At 70.1% G+C, this 14,421-nt stretch carries 14 protein-coding genes; 4 read left to right on the forward strand and 10 right to left on the reverse strand.

Going from position 1 to position 14,421, the window contains the following annotated elements; translation table 11 throughout:
• Positions 1-32 precede the first annotated feature (32 nt).
• On the reverse strand, positions 33-215 hold the full coding sequence (locus P1K89_RS15520) for a hypothetical protein (protein ID WP_284617338.1): 183 nt from the start codon (positions 213-215) through the stop codon (positions 33-35).
• Between the two features lie 137 nt (positions 216-352).
• Here P1K89_RS15520 and P1K89_RS15525 point away from each other — a divergent pair, with 137 nt between their 5' ends.
• Positions 353-1,153, forward strand: coding sequence for a ParA family protein (locus P1K89_RS15525; RefSeq protein WP_284617339.1), 801 nt, complete (start codon positions 353-355; stop codon positions 1,151-1,153).
• 27 nt (positions 1,154-1,180) lie between these two features.
• Here P1K89_RS15525 and P1K89_RS15530 read toward each other — a convergent pair whose 3' ends face one another.
• From P1K89_RS15530 to P1K89_RS15540, 3 genes are all read right to left on the reverse strand, one after another.
• Positions 1,181-1,696 carry a DUF3016 domain-containing protein gene (locus P1K89_RS15530; RefSeq protein WP_284617340.1) on the reverse strand — a complete coding sequence of 172 codons (516 nt, stop codon included), beginning with the start codon at positions 1,694-1,696 and terminating at the stop codon, positions 1,181-1,183.
• A gap of 82 nt (positions 1,697-1,778) precedes the next feature.
• A complete protein-coding gene (locus P1K89_RS15535; protein ID WP_284617341.1) occupies positions 1,779-2,066 on the reverse strand; it encodes a 2Fe-2S iron-sulfur cluster-binding protein in 288 nt (95 codons plus the stop codon).
• Between the two features lie 164 nt (positions 2,067-2,230).
• Entirely contained in the window at positions 2,231-4,984 is a 2,754-nt protein-coding gene (locus P1K89_RS15540) for a TonB-dependent receptor (protein ID WP_284617342.1), read from the reverse strand.
• 313 nt (positions 4,985-5,297) lie between these two features.
• Here P1K89_RS15540 and P1K89_RS15545 point away from each other — a divergent pair, with 313 nt between their 5' ends.
• Positions 5,298-6,059 carry a GntR family transcriptional regulator gene (locus P1K89_RS15545; RefSeq protein WP_284617343.1) on the forward strand — a complete coding sequence of 254 codons (762 nt, stop codon included), beginning with the start codon at positions 5,298-5,300 and terminating at the stop codon, positions 6,057-6,059.
• 130 nt (positions 6,060-6,189) lie between these two features.
• On the opposite strand, the gene P1K89_RS15550 is transcribed toward P1K89_RS15545, so the two are convergent.
• The 6 genes from P1K89_RS15550 to P1K89_RS15575 all read right to left on the reverse strand — a co-directional run bounded on the left by P1K89_RS15550 (position 6,190) and on the right by P1K89_RS15575 (position 13,112).
• Positions 6,190-7,104 (reverse strand): glycoside hydrolase family 16 protein, encoded by a 915-nt coding sequence (locus P1K89_RS15550; RefSeq protein ID WP_284617344.1) that lies wholly within the window; start codon positions 7,102-7,104, stop codon positions 6,190-6,192.
• Positions 7,101-8,414: an MFS transporter gene (locus P1K89_RS15555; protein ID WP_284617345.1), complete on the reverse strand. Its 1,314-nt coding sequence runs from the start codon at positions 8,412-8,414 to the stop codon at positions 7,101-7,103. The genes P1K89_RS15550 and P1K89_RS15555 overlap by 4 nt, the downstream gene beginning before the upstream one ends.
• Positions 8,415-8,450: 36 nt before the next feature.
• The gene (gene nagZ, locus P1K89_RS15560) at positions 8,451-9,953 is read right to left on the reverse strand and encodes a beta-N-acetylhexosaminidase (RefSeq protein ID WP_284617346.1); all 1,503 of its coding nucleotides are present in this window, start codon (positions 9,951-9,953) and stop codon (positions 8,451-8,453) included.
• Entirely contained in the window at positions 9,953-10,963 is a 1,011-nt protein-coding gene (locus P1K89_RS15565) for an SIS domain-containing protein (RefSeq protein ID WP_284617523.1), read from the reverse strand. Before P1K89_RS15565 ends, nagZ begins: the two co-directional genes overlap by 1 nt.
• Before the next feature lie 76 nt (positions 10,964-11,039).
• Entirely contained in the window at positions 11,040-12,212 is a 1,173-nt protein-coding gene (nagA, locus tag P1K89_RS15570) for an N-acetylglucosamine-6-phosphate deacetylase (RefSeq protein WP_284617347.1), read from the reverse strand.
• The gene (locus P1K89_RS15575) at positions 12,213-13,112 is read right to left on the reverse strand and encodes a glucosamine kinase nucleotide-binding domain-containing protein (RefSeq protein WP_284617348.1); all 900 of its coding nucleotides are present in this window, start codon (positions 13,110-13,112) and stop codon (positions 12,213-12,215) included.
• 250 nt (positions 13,113-13,362) lie between these two features.
• Here P1K89_RS15575 and P1K89_RS15580 point away from each other — a divergent pair, with 250 nt between their 5' ends.
• Together P1K89_RS15580 and P1K89_RS15585 are read left to right on the forward strand one after the other, a co-directional pair.
• Entirely contained in the window at positions 13,363-13,671 is a 309-nt protein-coding gene (locus P1K89_RS15580) for an RNA-binding S4 domain-containing protein (protein WP_439897983.1), read from the forward strand.
• A gap of 46 nt (positions 13,672-13,717) precedes the next feature.
• Entirely contained in the window at positions 13,718-14,416 is a 699-nt protein-coding gene (locus tag P1K89_RS15585; RefSeq protein ID WP_284617349.1) for an HAD family hydrolase, read from the forward strand.
• Positions 14,417-14,421: the final 5 nt, after the last annotated feature.

Genomic DNA, 14,421 nt, shown 5'->3' on the forward strand with positions numbered 1-14,421 from the left:
CGGGCCGCGGTTTTTTTTGGCTGACTGCCTGGCTACTCGCCGGGAGGCGCAGGGGGATTCGCCGGGGCAGGCCCCGGCGCGGTGCCAGGATCGTCCGCGCCATCGGCGGGTGCATCACCAGCCTTGTGGGCCTTCTTCTGGCGCTTCTCTTCAGCCTTGCGCTTCTTGGCCAGCTCGCGCTGGCGCTTCTCGTACGAGTAATTGGGGGTCGCCAAGTTGGTCGTCCTCCTGGTTGGCCGGTTCGCGCCGTTCGCGTGCCGCTGCCTGCCGCGCAGCATACGCCATCGAGACTCGTGTTGCGCCGCAGCATAATCGCGGGCAGTTCCCGGCACACAAGGATCGAAGGCCCGTCATGCGCATCGTCGTGTTCAACCAGAAGGGCGGCGTCGGCAAGTCGACGATCACCTGCAACCTCGCGGCGATCAGCGCCGACCAGGGCCTGCGTACGCTGGTCATCGACCTCGACGCGCAAGGCAACTCGACGCGCTACCTGCTGGGCGACGCGGCCGACGCACCGCGCGACACGCTGGCCGAGTTCTTCGATCAGACGCTGAAGTTCAGCCTGCGCAACAAGGCGGCGTCGGAGTTCGTCGCCGAGACGCGCTTCGACAACCTGCATGTGCTGCCGTCGAGCCCGCTGCTCGACGAGATGCATTCGAAGCTCGAGTCGCGCTACAAGATCTACAAGCTGCGCGACGCGCTGGCCGAGCTCGACGGCGCCTACGACCGGATCTACATCGACACCCCGCCGGCGCTGAACTTCTACACCCGCTCGGCGCTGATCGCCGCCCAGGGCTGCCTGATCCCGTTCGACTGCGACGATTTCTCCCGCCGCGCGCTCTACGGCCTGCTGGAAAGCGTGCAGGAGATCCAGGCCGACCACAATCGTGACCTCGCGGTGGCCGGCATCGTCGTCAACCAGTTCCAGCCGCGCGCGAAGCTGCCGCAGCGCCTGGTGCAGGAGCTGATCGACGAAGGCCTGCCCGTGCTGTCGCCCTACCTCAGCGCGAGCGTGCGGGTGAAGGAATCGCACGACCTGGCGACGCCGCTGGTGCACCTGGATCCGCGCCACAAGCTGACGCAGGAATACGTCGAGCTGCACGACGCGCTGGCCGCGTCGGCGCAGCCGTCCAAGGCGCGCCGGCGCGCCTGATCCCGATCGGCGCGCGCGCCGGTGCGCCTAACGCGCGCTGGCGACGCTGAAGGTTTCGTTGAACCAGCGGTCGAGCATGCGCTTCTCGTACGGGAAGGGCTCGTCCTGCCAGTGGCGGGTGTTGTTCATCAGGTAGTTCATGTCGGCGATGTGGTCCTCGCCGCTCTTGATCACCTTGTCGCCTTCGCGCAGCGTGTAGCGCAGGTGCATGCGCGGCCAGTCGGCGCGGCCGCGCATCACGCGGGTGTCGCGCAGCGCGATGCGCGGGAAGGCATCGCCGGCGAGGTCGACATCGAGCACCTCGATGCGCAGGCTCTGCGAGGCCGGCAGGCGCTTCTCGGCCAGCTGCTGCAATCGCGTGGCGAGTTCCTTCAGCACGTCTTCGCGGCGATGCAGGTTGTCGCGCGCATCGGCGTACTTCTCGGGCTCGACGAACTGCACGTCGGCGGTGCCGGCCTGCAGCGCCGGTGCGGCGAGGCAGCCCGCGGCAACGAGTGCCGCGGCCATCTTGCCGACTTGAGGGCGCAACGTTGGGGCTCGCATGGCAACCTCCTTGGGGTTGGCGGGGGACGCGACTCGATCGTGCCAGATCGCGGCCCGGTCCGATGCAAAGAATGATTGCTCGTCAGCCGACGTGCACGGCGTGCGGCGACTCGATGACCACGTCGCCGGCCGGGTAGGCGACGCACGGAAGGATCCAGCCTTCTGCCTTTTCCTCGGCCAGCAGCCCGGGCCAGGCGATGCGGTAGCCGATGCGGCCGTCCACCAGCCGGCACATGCAGGTGCGGCAGCTGCCGTTGCGGCACGAGCTGGGCAGGACAACGCCGGCGGCGAGCGCCGCCTGCAGCAGGGTCTGGTCGGCGCCGACCGCGACGCGCCGATCGAGCGGCAGCACGAGCATCTGGTGATCCATCGGGCGCCGAGCATAGGGGCAAAAAAATCGGGCGGCCGGCTTGGAGGCCGGACCGCCCGTCGAAGACTCCGAGGAGACTCGCGCAGCCGCCCCGGTTTCACAAGGCGGCCGACTGACGAAGCGGGCCGGCTTGCTCGCACCGGCCCACGGAGCTCAGGTGATGATCAGATCTGCGCGCGCAAGCCGAGGTAGATCTGGCGGCCGTTCTTGTAGAACGCGCGCGGCTGGTCCTTGTTGGTGGCGTAGGACTTCAGCAGCGGATCGTTGAGGTCCTTGCCTTCCAGCGTGATGGTCAGGTTCTTGCCGAACTTGTAGCCCAGCGATGCCGACACCGTGCCGACGGCGTCCTGGTAGATCGCGCTGTTGCGGTTCAGGCCGTTGAGGAAGGCCGAGCGGTAGTTGTAGGCGACGCGGGCGTTGAAGAAGTCGTTCTCGAAGAAGGCGCCCACGTTGTAGGAGTTCTTCGAGTTGCCGATCATGTCGCAGTTGTTGCTCGTCGCGCAGGCCGAGCCCGGCGCCTTGCCGGTTTCCTTGCCGTCGGCATAGGTGTAGTTGGCGTTGAAGCCGAAGTTGTTGCCCAGGTCCTGGACGTAGTTCAGCTCGATGCCGCGCACCTCGGCCTTGGTGTTCAGCGCCGCGCTCATCTGGTAGACGGTCGGCGCGCCGACGGCGGTGTTGAAGTAGGTCTGCTGGTACGAGCCATAGGTGACGTACGAGCTCATGTTCATCGCGAACACGCTCGCCGACAGCAGCGACTTGGGCATGAAGTACCACTCGACGCCGAAGTCGAGGTTGGTCGAGCGGACCGGCTTCAGGTTCGGGTTGCCGCCGGTGCCGGTGCGCTGGATGTCGAGCAGGTTCAGCGCGCCGAGCGAGCCGATCTCCGGACGGGCCAGCGTGCGGCTGATCGCCGCGCGGCCGAGCAGGTTCTTCGCGAGCTCCATGCGGAAGTTGGCGCTCGGCAGCACGTCGGTGTAGCTGTTGTCGGTGACCACCGGACGCCAGATGTTGTTCGGCGACGCGTTCTCGACATGCACGTCGGTGCCCACCACGCGCACGCCGACGTTGCCGCTCAAAGCGCCGGCGGCGAAGTCGGCCATGACGTAGCCGGCATCGGCGCGTTCCTTGATCTGGAACTCGCTCTGGTAGGCGTGGTTGGTGAACGAGACGAAGCGGTTGCCCCAGGCGTTGACCGAATCGGCGCTGAAGGTCCAGGCGCCGCTGAGCATGTTCGGCAGCGGGCTCGACGGGAAGTGCGTCAGGCCGCCGGTGGGCGCGTTGGCCAGCGAGCCGGCGCCGGCGGCGAGCGTGCCGCCCAGCCATTCCAGCGAACGCTTGTGCGTGGCCGAGCGGATGCCGAAGTGCACCGCCGGGAACATCTCGGAGTCGAGCTTCCAGGTGGCGTCGACCTGGACGTAGTCTTCCTTGTCCTTCGAGGTGATGTCGGACGCCCAGCCGCCGAAGAAGTCGGCGCCGGTGCGCGGCGAGAAGGTGCCCGCGTTGTCGATCGTCACCGTGGCCGGTGCATCGAGGCCGTGCATCGTCAGGCTGCTGCCCGAATACGCGTTCCAGACTTCGTAGCCGTAGTCGCGCGCATGGCCGGTGCCGCGCGTCGAGCCGATCTTGCCCTTCAGGCGCAGGCTGTCGCTGACCTTGTACTCGGCATCGAGGTTGAGGAACTTCGAGTCGCTGTACGAGCCCGGGCGCGAGATCACGTCCTGCACCGAGGCGCCCATCGCCGAGCAGTTGGCCACCGGGCAGCTCGCGGGGAAGGTGATCTGCGAGATCGTGTCGCCGGTGATCTTGTACGAGCTCGGCACCGCGCTGTTCGAATCACCCGACCAGTTGTTCGACAGCACCTGGTACGGCGACAGCATGAAGTTGGCGTTGATGTTGTCGGCGCTCAGCTTGCTGTAGAAGCCGCTCAGGTCCAGCGTCAGGTCCTTGGTGGGCTTGAGCTGCAGGTCGACCAGGCCGCCGCGGCGCTGGCGTTCCTGCTGGAACAGCACCGAGCCGGTCAGCAGCGAGATGTTCTTGCCCTTGACCTCGGGGTTCGCGGCCACCCAGGCCGGCGCGAACCAGGTGTCGACCTTGTCCCACCACAGGAACTCCTGGCCGAAGCGGCGCAGGTGGCGTTTCTCGTCGAACACCTGCACCAGCACGCCGACGGTGTTGTCGTCGTTCTTCCAGTTGATCAGGCCGCTGGCCTGCAGGTCGGTCTTCTTCGCCGCTTCGGTGTAGGCGCCCGACAGCGAGGCCATGCCCGTCAGGCGGTCCTTGAAGCCGAGCGGCTTGCGGGTCTCGATGTCGACGGTGCCGACGCCGCCGCCTTCGACGAGGTTGGCCTGCGAGGTCTTGTAGACGGTGACGCGGCCAATCAGCTCGGACGGGAACAGCGAGTAGCTGACGCTGCGGCCGCCGCCGGTGATGTTGTCGACATACCAGTCGCCGCTGGAGACGGTGTGGCCGTTCAGCGTGGTCAGCGTCATGAAGGACGGCGTGCCGCGCATGCTGACGCGGTCGTTCTCGCCGAAGCCGCCTTCGGTGCCGCCGGCCGTCGCGACGCCGACACCCGGCACGCGCTGCAGCGAGTCGGCGACGTTCTTGTCGGGCATCTTGCCCACGTCTTCCGCGGTGATCACCTCGACCATCGACTCGGCGTTGCGCTTCTGGTTCAGCGACTGCTGCAGCGAACCGCGGATGCCGGTGATCACGACGGTTTCAGTGCTGCCGCCGGAGGCCGCCGGGGCCTGTGGGGTGGTGGCCTGGGCCACCTGCACGGCGGGCTCCTTGGCCACCTGTTGCTGCGCCTGCGGCTTCTTGTCGTCCTGCTGGGCTGCGGGCTGCTGCGCGTACGCGACCGAGCCGATCAGTGCGAATGCGACGGCCGATGCGATGGGGGTCAAAGTTGCCTTCATGAGCTCCTCTCCGGGGATGGGTGGCGTGGTGAAAGGGGGCGGGCCGCCGGACGACCGCTTGGTTCTAAGTGGATGCGTACCACTGTACTACCACTTTGGTAAATCGGTCTAGCCGTTTACCCGTATCCGGCTCTTACATGTCTGGTCCGAGCCCCTCGTTCCGGGGGTGCGAATGGGCCCGCTGCAGCAAGGATTGGGCCGTCCGAACGGGGACCAGTGAGGGGCGTGCGGCCTAGTACAAGCGTGAGGAACCACGTCAATCGCTTCTGGTACGATAGTGGTACTGAAGCAACGGCAAGGGCAGAGACCGCCGATGAGGAGTGACACCCACCACCCGGCGGCGCTGACGCAGATCCTGCGCACGCTCGATCCGAGCAACAACCAGCCGCTGTACCTGCAGTTGCAGCAGGCGCTGCGCGAGGCGATCGAGAAGCGAATCCTCGGCCCGGACGACGCGTTGCCGTCGGAGCGCCAGCTCGCCGCCGACCTCAACGTTTCGCGCATCACCGTGCGCAAGGCGATCGACGGCCTGGCCGACGAGGGCCTGCTCGAGCGCCGCCAGGGCGCGGGCAACTTCGTCTGCACGCGCATCGACAAGAACTTCTCGAAGCTGACCTCGTTCTCCGAGGACATGCGCGCACGCGGCCGCAATCCGCGCAGCGTGTGGCTGAAGAAGGCCGAGGGCACGGTGACGCCGGAAGAGGCGCTGAAGCTGGCGATGAGCCCGGGCACCACGGTCTACCGCTTCCACCGCCTGCGTTATGCCGACGACGCGCCGATGTCGATCGAGACGGCGACGATCGCGGCCTTCGCGCTGCCGTCGCTGGAGGCGGTGGACACTTCGCTGTACGAGGCGTTGGACCGGGCCGGCCATCGCCCGGTGCGCGCGCTGCAGCGGCTGCACGCGCTGCTGCTCAACGACGAGCAGGCCAAGCTGCTGGAAGCCAAGCCGCGCGACGCGGGGCTGCTGGTCGAGCGGCTGGGCTACCTGCGCGACGGGCGGGCGATCGAGTTGTCGCAGTCGATCTACCGCGGCGACACCTACGACTTCGTGGCCGAGCTGAATGCGATCTAGGTAGCCGGCGTTCGCTTGCGGAGATGTCCGCGAGCGAAGCCGGGGGCCGGGGCCCGACGGGCTCATGCGTCCCTAAATCGCCCGCCGGGCCCCGGCCCCCGACTTCGCGGCTGGCTTGGCGGCCTGCGGGTCAGAAGTCGCAGCGACTTTCGAGCGGCGGCTGGGGTGCGGGCACCGTGTCGATTCGGGCAGTGCCCGCACGGCGCAGGCGCTTCACCTCGGCATCGACCTGCGCGGAGCTCAGCGTGCGGCCGGCGGCATGGAACACCCAGTCGACGTCCTGCGTGTAGACACGCGGCTCGGTGCTCTTCGGCAGCAGCCCGCCCGGCGAGAACCACAGGTTGAAGCTGATGGCCATCGGCGCCACCGGCACGTTGCGGCCGGCATGGCGGGCGATCGGCCGGCCGTCGACGAAGAGGCGCACCTGCTGCGGCTCCACCTGCATCAGCAGCACGTGCCAGCCGTCGAAGGAGTGGAATTCCTCGTGCGCGCTGTTGTGCGCTTCCCAGGGTTCGACCTGCACGGTCTGCCACGAGATGCCGTACAGGCGCTGCTTGTCCGAGCTCCAGCCGCCGTTGGGCAGGTACTCCCAGTCGACCTCGCTGAACTGCGGATCGAACGCATGCTTCAGCGGTGCGACGGCGTAGAAGGTCTGGATCACCGGGTCGCCGTCGATGCCCGAGACGGGCGCGTCGGAAAAGCGGATGCGCGCGGCGTAGGTGCCGTGCAGCACCTTGCGCTGGTGGCACAGCTGCGCCTGCACGGTGCCCTCGCCGCTGCCGTCGGTGCGGGCGGTCAGGCGCAGCAGGCGGTTGCCGCGGCGTGCGGGGTCGTCGACGAGGCTGATCGCATCGGGGCGCCACTGGGCGCCGGGCACGCCCGGGTGGCCGGCGGCGCTGCGCAGCTGCCAGCCGCCGGCGGGCAGGGTGCTGGCATCGGCATCGGCGAAGTCGTCGAAGAAGAGCGGCGGGGCGGGCTTCGGCGCCGCGGCAGCGGCCAGCGGCGCGAGCAGCAGGGCCGCGCCGAATGCGTGATGGCGATTCATCGGTCGGAACGCTCGGGCGCCGGGATGCGCACGAAGAACAGCAGCACGAAGGCCGGCACGCCGCAGGCGATGGTCCACAGGAAGAAGCTCTGGTAGCCCATCGCCACCTGGATGTCGCCGCTGATGGTCTTCGACAGGATGAAGCCCAGCTGCATCACGCCGGTGCCCAGGGCGTAGTGCGCGGTCTGGAACTTGCCCGGCGCCACCGCCTGCATGATGTACAGGATCATGCCGACGAAGCCGAAGCCGTAGCCGGCCATCTCGATGCTGACCGCGACGCCGGTGTGCAGCAGGCTGGCCGGCAGCGCGACGCTGAGGTACCAGAACACGACGTTGGGCACCGCCATCGCGATGATCAGCACCGGCATCGCGCGCTTCAGGCCGAGCCACGAGGTGAAGTAGCCGCCGAGGATGCTGCCGACGAGGAAGGCCGCGGTGCCGGCGGTGCCGTAGATGCCGCCCACCTGCTCGGTGGTCAGCCCCAGGCCGCCCTTGTCGCGCGCCTCGATCAGGAACAGCGGGCCGATGGTCTGCACCTGCCCCTCGGCAAGGCGGAACAGGATGATGAAGAGGAACGCGAGGCCGATGCCGGGCTTGGCGAAGAAGTCCTTCAACACCTCGCGCAAGGTGTTCGCGACGCTGGTGGCGCTGATCGGCAGCGCGTCCGCGCGCAGCATGCCGGGCAGGACCCACGCGTTGTAAGCGGCGAGCGCGGCCAGCAGCACGGCGAGCAGCGCGAAGATCAGCGACCACGCATGGTGCACGCCGATGCTCTTCTCGAGGTGGCCGGCAACCACCAGCAGCCCGCCCAGCGTGAGGAACTTCGATGCGTTGAAGAACGCGCCCTGCCAGCCGGCGTAGGCCGCCTGCTGCTTCGGGCTCAACGACGCCATGTACAGGCCGTCGCAGGCGATGTCGTGCGTCGCCGACGAGTACGCCAGCAGGAACAGCACCGCGATGCTGGCGGCGAAGAACATCGGCAGCTGGATCGCCAGCGCCAGCAGCGCCAGGCTCAACGCGCCGGTGAACTGGAAGACGACGACCAGGATCTTCTTGCTGCGCGCCATCTCGAGGAACGGGCTCCACAGCGGCTTGAAGGCCCAGGCCAGGCCCAGCACGCCGGTCCAGCGCGCGATCTGGTCGTTGGCGATGCCCATGTTCTTGAACATCAGCCCGGCGATCAGCATCACGACGAAGAACTGCAGCCCCTGCACGAAGTACAGGCTGGGCACCCAGGTGATCGGCGAACGCTTGGGCGCCGCGTCGGCATCGGCCGGCGCGGCGGCCTCGGCGGTGGTGGTCATCGTCATCGGCGAGGCCTTCCGGGACTTCAGGACGTCGGGGGATCAGGCGGTCAGCGGCTGCAGCGGCACCGGCGAGCGGCCGGGCGCGTCGGCATGGCCTTCCAGCCATGCGCGCACGGCGGCCAGCGCGCCGTCGGCATAACCCCAGCTGACCAGCGCCGGCGCGGCGATGTCGAGCACCTGGAACGGGTTCCACAGCGCCAGGTGCAGGTCGGGCCGCGCCGCGGCGGCGCTGGCCGGGTAGCGGGCGCGCTGGTTCGATACCAGCACATTGACGCGGCCATCGCGCGGGAAGCTTGCGCCATCGATCGTGCCGAGATCGGGCACGGCGATGAACTGCACGTCGGCAAAGCCGGCGAAGAGCGCGCGCACCTGTTCGGCGGGCAGGCCGGCTTCGGAGACGCCGTCGCTGGCCACCGCCGCCTGCGTCAGCACGCGCAGCGCCTGGCCGCGCGGCGGCGGCGTCGCACCGCCGAGCGCGGTCAGTCCGCGGGCCCAGGCCCGGTGCATCAGCGCGTCGTCGTGCGCGCGCTGCGCTTCGTCGTACACGCGCGCATCGGCCGGGTAGGCGCGGGCCAGCGCGGCCAGGCGCTGCGCCGAGCGCTGCACCTGCGCCGGCAGCAGCTCGCCCTCGCGCAGCGCCTCCTCGATGGCCTGCACCGCGTCGGACTGCTCCTGCGCGCTGCCCTGCGCCAGCGGCATGTCGGCGCCGGCCTGCAGCGCCAGCACCGCGCCGCGCGCGTGGCCATAACGCTCGTGCACGGCCTTCATGAACAGCGCGTCGGTGATCACCACGCCGTCGTAGCCGATGGTCTCGCGCAGCAGGCCGGTGAGCACCGGGCGCGACAGCGTGGCCGGATGGGCCGGATCGATCTGCGGGTAGACGATGTGCGCGGTCATCATCGCCGGCGCGGCGTCGGGGCCGTGCGCGAGCGCGCGGAACGGGATCAGCTCCAGCGCTTCGAGCTCGGCCAGCGACTTGTCGACCGTCGGCAGCGCATGGTGCGAATCGACGTGCGTATCGCCATGGCCGGGGAAGTGCTTGACGCAGCAAGCCACGCCTTCGCGCAGCGAGCCGCGCATCCACGCGGCGGCCAGGCGCGTCGCGCGATGCGGGTCGGCGCCGAAGCTGCGCTCGGCGATCACCGGGTTCGCCGGGTTGTTGTTGAGGTCGAGCACCGGCGCGAAATTCCAGTTGATGCCCAGCGACTTCAGGCCGCGCCCCACGGCCGCCCCCACCGCCTCGGCCAGGGCCTCGTCGTCGGCCGCGCCCAGCGCCATCGCGGCGGGCGCCTGCGGCAGGAAGGTCGCGCGCACGACCGAGCCGCCTTCCTGGTCCATGCCGATCAGCGCCTCGGGGCCCAGCACGTCGCGCAGCTGCGCGACGAGGCGGCGCACCTCGTCTTCGGTTCCGAGGTTCTTGCGGAACAGGCACACCGCGCGGACGTGGTGGCGGCGCAGGAAGGCCGCGGTGCCGGCATCGAGGACCTGGCCGGGCAGGTCGACCATCACCAGATGGCCGGGGTGGAAGTCGGTCGGCGACATCAGTGCGTCCGGGTGACCTTGCTGAGGTGGCGCGGGGCGTCGGGGTCGAGCCCGCGGGCGCGCGCGAGCGCTTCGACCGCCGGGTAGAAGCTCTGGATCGCGGTGATCGCATCGAGGTCGTCGCTCGCGCTCGGGATCAGCGGCAGCTGGGCACCCGGCGTGCCGGCGGGGGCCGCCAGCAGCACGCGCGCGCCGCGCTGGCGCATCTCGTCGGCCAGCGCCAGCAGGCCGGCTTGCGCCGGGCCGCGCGGCGCGAAGACCAGCAGCGGATAGCCCTCGTCGATCAGCGCCATCGGGCCGTGCTTGACCTCGGCGCCGGAGAAGGCCTCGGCCTGGATGCCGCAGACCTCCTTGAACTTCAGCGCCGCCTCCATCGCGATCGCCAGGCCCAGGCCCCGGCCGATCACGAACAGGCGATCGGCATCGACGAGCGTCTCGGCAAGCGGCGACCAGTCGGCCCACGCGGCGCGCTCCAGCGCCTCGGGCAGCACCTGCAGCGCCGACTGCAGCGTGGCATCGCCTTGCCACTGCGCGACGAAGCGCGCGCCGGCCACCAGCTGCGCGATGTAGCTCTTGGTCGCCGCGACGCTGCGCTCAGGCCCGGCATGCAGCGGCAGCACCCATTGCGCGGCTTCGGCCAGCGGCGACGCGGGGTCGTTGACGACCGCTACCGTGCGCGCGCCGCCCGAGCGGAAGAAGCGCTGCGGCGCGACCAGGTCCGGGCTCTGGCCCGACTGCGAGAAGGCCAGCGACAGCAGGCCATCGCACTGCAGCCTCGACGAGTACAGCGTGACCAGCGACATCGGCAGCGAGGTCACCAGCCGGCCCAGCCTGGCCATCACCAGATAGGCCATGAAGTGAGCGGCATGATCGGAACTGCCGCGGGCGACCGTCAGCACCGCCGATGGCGGCTCGGCGCGCAGCACGCGGCCCAGCGCGGCCAGCGTCTCGCCGTCGGCCGCCAGCGCGCGGGCGATGGCGGCGGGCGCCTCGCGCGCCTCGGCCAGCATGCGCGAGACGGGCGCGTCCGTCGGCGCGCCGTCGGTCATCGGCGTGTCATTGCACGACCGCGCCGGCTCCGGCGCGTCATTGCACATGCTCGAGCTCAATCACTTCTCCTTCGATGATCACCTGCTGCAGCTGGAGCGCACGGTCCAGCACGACGAGGTCGGCCCAGGCGCCCGGCTCGAGCCGGCCGCGATCGTGCAGGCCCATGTAGTCGGCGGCGTGGGTGGACGTGCGGCGCGACGCCTCTTCGATCTCGAGGCCCAGGCCGACGAGGTTGCGCAAGGCCTGGTCCATCGTCAGCGTGCTGCCGGCGAGCGTGCCGTCCTCGAGCCGCACGCCGCCCAGGCACTTGGTGACGGTGTGACTGCCCAGCTTGTAGTCACCGTCGGGCATGCCGGCGGCGGCGGTGGAATCGGTGACGCAGTACAGGCACGGGATCGCGCGCAGCGCCGCGCGGATCGCGCCGGGATGCACGTGCAGCAGGTCGGGGATGATCTCGGCGTAGCGTGCATGCGCCAGCGCCGCGCCGACCATGCCCGGCGCGCGGTGGTGCAGGCCGGTCATCGCGTTGAACAGATGCGTGAAGCCGCCGGCGCCGCGCTGCAGCGCGGCGACGCCGTCCTCGTAGCTGCCGGCCGAGTGGCCCAGCTGCACCCGGAAGCCCGCGGCGATTAGCGGTTCGATGACCTCGAGGTTGTGCGGCAGCTCCGGGGCCAGCGTGATCAGGCGGATCGGCGCCAGCGCATGCAGCTCCTGGAGCTCCTCGATCGACACCGCGCGCACGAAGTCGGGCTGCGCGCCGAGCTTGCCGGAGTTGATGTACGGCCCTTCGAGGTGCACGCCCAGCACGCGCGCGCCGCCGGTGGCCCGGTTGCGGCAGATCGTGCCCATGGCCGCCATCGCGGTCACCAGCTCCGCGTGCGGCGCGGTCATCGTCGTCGCCAGCAGCGAGGTGGTGCCGTACTGCGCATGCAGCCGCGCGATGCGCGCGACCGAATCGCCGCCCTCCATCGTGTCGCTGCCACCGCCGCCGTGCACATGGAGGTCGATGAAGCCGGGCACGATGATCGGCAACCCCTCGTGCCGCACCGCGTACTCGTCGCGCGGTTCGCCGTGGACCTGCTCGATACGGCCATCGGCGCCGATCGCGAGGTGCCCGCGCACGAAACCGCGCGGGGTCAGGATGTGGCCTTCGAGACGCTGCAGCGACGGCTCGCTGGCGGCGGAAGGTCGGTTCAGGGGAGGGAGCATTTAGGCCAGGATCCGTGCTTCGCGCGCCAGCTGCAGCGCGCCGTCTATCGCATCACCTTGCGGCGCCACCACCAGCGCCAGCCATTGCGGCGGCAGCCGCGGCGCGAGGCGTTTCGCGATGCTGCCGATGAGCACCAGCGGCAGGTCGCCGTCCGGATCGAGCGCCGCGGCCATCTCGACCAGCGCGTGCGCCGCTTCGTCGAGCAATCGGCGTGCCGCCGGGTCGGCATCGGCGCTGTGAAAGACCAGCGGCGCGAGCCGCGCAAAACCATGCTGGCCGGCGTGGCGCGACCAGTCGAGCAGTGCATCGCGCTGGCCGCCGGCGATGCCCCACACCGCACGCGCCAGCGGACCGGCGGCGGCGCGGCCATCGAGCGCGCGGTGCGCGATGCGCATCGCGGCCAGCCCGAGCCAGCCGCCGGAGCCTTCGTCCCCGATGCCGAAGCCCCAGCCGCCGACCGAGACGCGCCGGCCGTCGCGCCGCAGCGCTTCGCCGACGCTGCCGGTGCCGGCGGCGACGATCGAACCCGGCGCGCCGCCATGCGCACCGCGCAGCGCGGTGCCGGCATCGGTGTCGAGCGCGACGCGCGCATAGGCCGGGGCGAGGGCCATGAAGCGGTCGCACTGCGCCGGGCTGTGCGCGCCGGCGAGGCCCAGGCCCAGCGCACAGTCGGACAGCGGCGGCAGCGCGTGGCCGGCCTGCGCGAAGGCGCGCCCGATGGCCATGCCGATGTGTTCCCAGGCCTGCTCGATGCCCTGGCTCAGCCCGGACGGTCCGGCCTCGCCGCGGCCGAGCACCTGGCCGGCTTCGTCGACCAGGCGCACACGCGTGCCGCTGCCACCGCCGTCGACACCGAGGAAGAAGCGGGGCTGGGCGGAGGGCTGGGTCGACAGGCGCATGGTGGCTGAACGGATAATACCAATATAGTACCACACAAGACCAGATGGTCAATCGGTCGGCGCCGGCGGGGCGCTCGGTGGAAACCCGGGCGCAGGCCCTGGCAGGCCCGACACGCAGGGAAGATGGCTGGCGCACGGGAGCGCCTGCGGGCGGGGTGGCGGCACGGGGCGCCGCTCGATGACCATTGCTAGTACCAGTTGACGCGCAGCGGGCGCCGCACAATCCGGTCCCGATCGCGCCCATCATCCCATGCAAAAAATCGACTTCCCGCTGCGCGGGGATCACATCACCCTGGACCGGCTGCTGAAGGCCACCGGCCTGGCGGGCAGCGGGGCGCAGGCCAAGCAGCTGGTCGCCGACGGCAAGGTGCAGGTCGACGGCCGCGACGAGCTGCGCAAGACGGCCAAGCTGCGCGCCGGTCAGGTGATCAGCGTGACCGGCACGCGCATCCGGCTGCTGCCGCCGGCGGCGGCCGAGACGGCCGAAGCGGCCGAGGGGGCCGGCGCGACCGGCGACGCCTCGGACTTGGCGCCCGACCGCCCGACGCCTGCCGAATGATTCACCCGGCCGCGTGGTCGCGCGGCCTCGATATGCTGCCCGCACGATGACCCGTCCCACGCTGATCGCCCTCGATGCCGACGACACCCTCTGGCACAACGAGACGCTGTTCCGGCTGACGCACCAGCGCTTCAACGAACTGCTCGCGCCCTGGGCCGATGCGCCGCAGGTCGAAGCGCACCTGGCCGGCGTCGAGCGCCGCAACCTGCTGGTCTATGGCTACGGCGCCAAGGGCTTCACGCTGTCGATGATGGAGACCGCGATCGAGCTGAGCGGCGGCAACGCGCCGGCCGGCGTGCTGGGCGAGATCCTCGCGTCCGGGCGCGAACTGATGACGCACCCGATCGAGCCGCTGCCCGGCGTGCACGAGGCGCTCGAGCAACTCGCGCAGCGCGCGCCACTGGTCCTGATCACCAAGGGCGACCTGTTTCACCAGGAGTCCAAGCTCGCGGCCTCCGGCCTGGGTGACTTCTTCGCCGGCATCGAGATCGTCAGCGAGAAGACGCCCGACACCTACCGCCGTGCGTTCCGCCGCCACGGCACCCCGCCCGAAGAAGCGCTGATGGCCGGCAATTCGGTGCGCTCGGACATCCTGCCGGCGCTGGAGGCCGGCGCCTACGCGGCGCTGATCCCGTACCCGCTGGTCTGGGCCCACGAGGCGGCCGACGCGCCGCAGGCGCATCCGCGCTTCCGTCAGTTCGACGCGCTTGGGCAACTGGCGGCCTGGCTCGATTCGATCGAGTGAAGCGC

It is taken from the genome of Aquabacterium humicola, from assembly GCF_030167915.1.
Classification (GTDB): Bacteria; Pseudomonadota; Gammaproteobacteria; order Burkholderiales; family Burkholderiaceae_C; genus Pseudaquabacterium; species Pseudaquabacterium humicola.

What these genes read in the sequence shown, in the direction of transcription:
- P1K89_RS15525 (WP_284617339.1), top strand. Translation starts at nt 353, where the DNA reads ATGCGCATCGTCGTGTTCAACCAGAAGGGCGGCGTCGGCAAGTCGACG.
- P1K89_RS15530 (WP_284617340.1), bottom strand. Translation starts at nt 1,696, where the DNA reads ATGCGAGCCCCAACGTTGCGCCCTCAAGTCGGCAAGATGGCCGCGGCA.
- P1K89_RS15535 (WP_284617341.1), bottom strand. Translation starts at nt 2,066, where the DNA reads ATGGATCACCAGATGCTCGTGCTGCCGCTCGATCGGCGCGTCGCGGTC.
- P1K89_RS15540 (WP_284617342.1), bottom strand. Translation starts at nt 4,984, where the DNA reads ATGAAGGCAACTTTGACCCCCATCGCATCGGCCGTCGCATTCGCACTG.
- P1K89_RS15545 (WP_284617343.1), top strand. Translation starts at nt 5,298, where the DNA reads ATGAGGAGTGACACCCACCACCCGGCGGCGCTGACGCAGATCCTGCGC.
- P1K89_RS15550 (WP_284617344.1), bottom strand. Translation starts at nt 7,104, where the DNA reads ATGAATCGCCATCACGCATTCGGCGCGGCCCTGCTGCTCGCGCCGCTG.
- P1K89_RS15555 (WP_284617345.1), bottom strand. Translation starts at nt 8,414, where the DNA reads ATGACGATGACCACCACCGCCGAGGCCGCCGCGCCGGCCGATGCCGAC.
- nagZ (WP_284617346.1), bottom strand. Translation starts at nt 9,953, where the DNA reads ATGTCGCCGACCGACTTCCACCCCGGCCATCTGGTGATGGTCGACCTG.
- P1K89_RS15565 (WP_284617523.1), bottom strand. Translation starts at nt 10,963, where the DNA reads ATGCTGGCCGAGGCGCGCGAGGCGCCCGCCGCCATCGCCCGCGCGCTG.
- nagA (WP_284617347.1), bottom strand. Translation starts at nt 12,212, where the DNA reads ATGCTCCCTCCCCTGAACCGACCTTCCGCCGCCAGCGAGCCGTCGCTG.
- P1K89_RS15575 (WP_284617348.1), bottom strand. Translation starts at nt 13,112, where the DNA reads ATGCGCCTGTCGACCCAGCCCTCCGCCCAGCCCCGCTTCTTCCTCGGT.
- P1K89_RS15580 (WP_439897983.1), top strand. Translation starts at nt 13,363, where the DNA reads ATGCAAAAAATCGACTTCCCGCTGCGCGGGGATCACATCACCCTGGAC.
- P1K89_RS15585 (WP_284617349.1), top strand. Translation starts at nt 13,718, where the DNA reads ATGACCCGTCCCACGCTGATCGCCCTCGATGCCGACGACACCCTCTGG.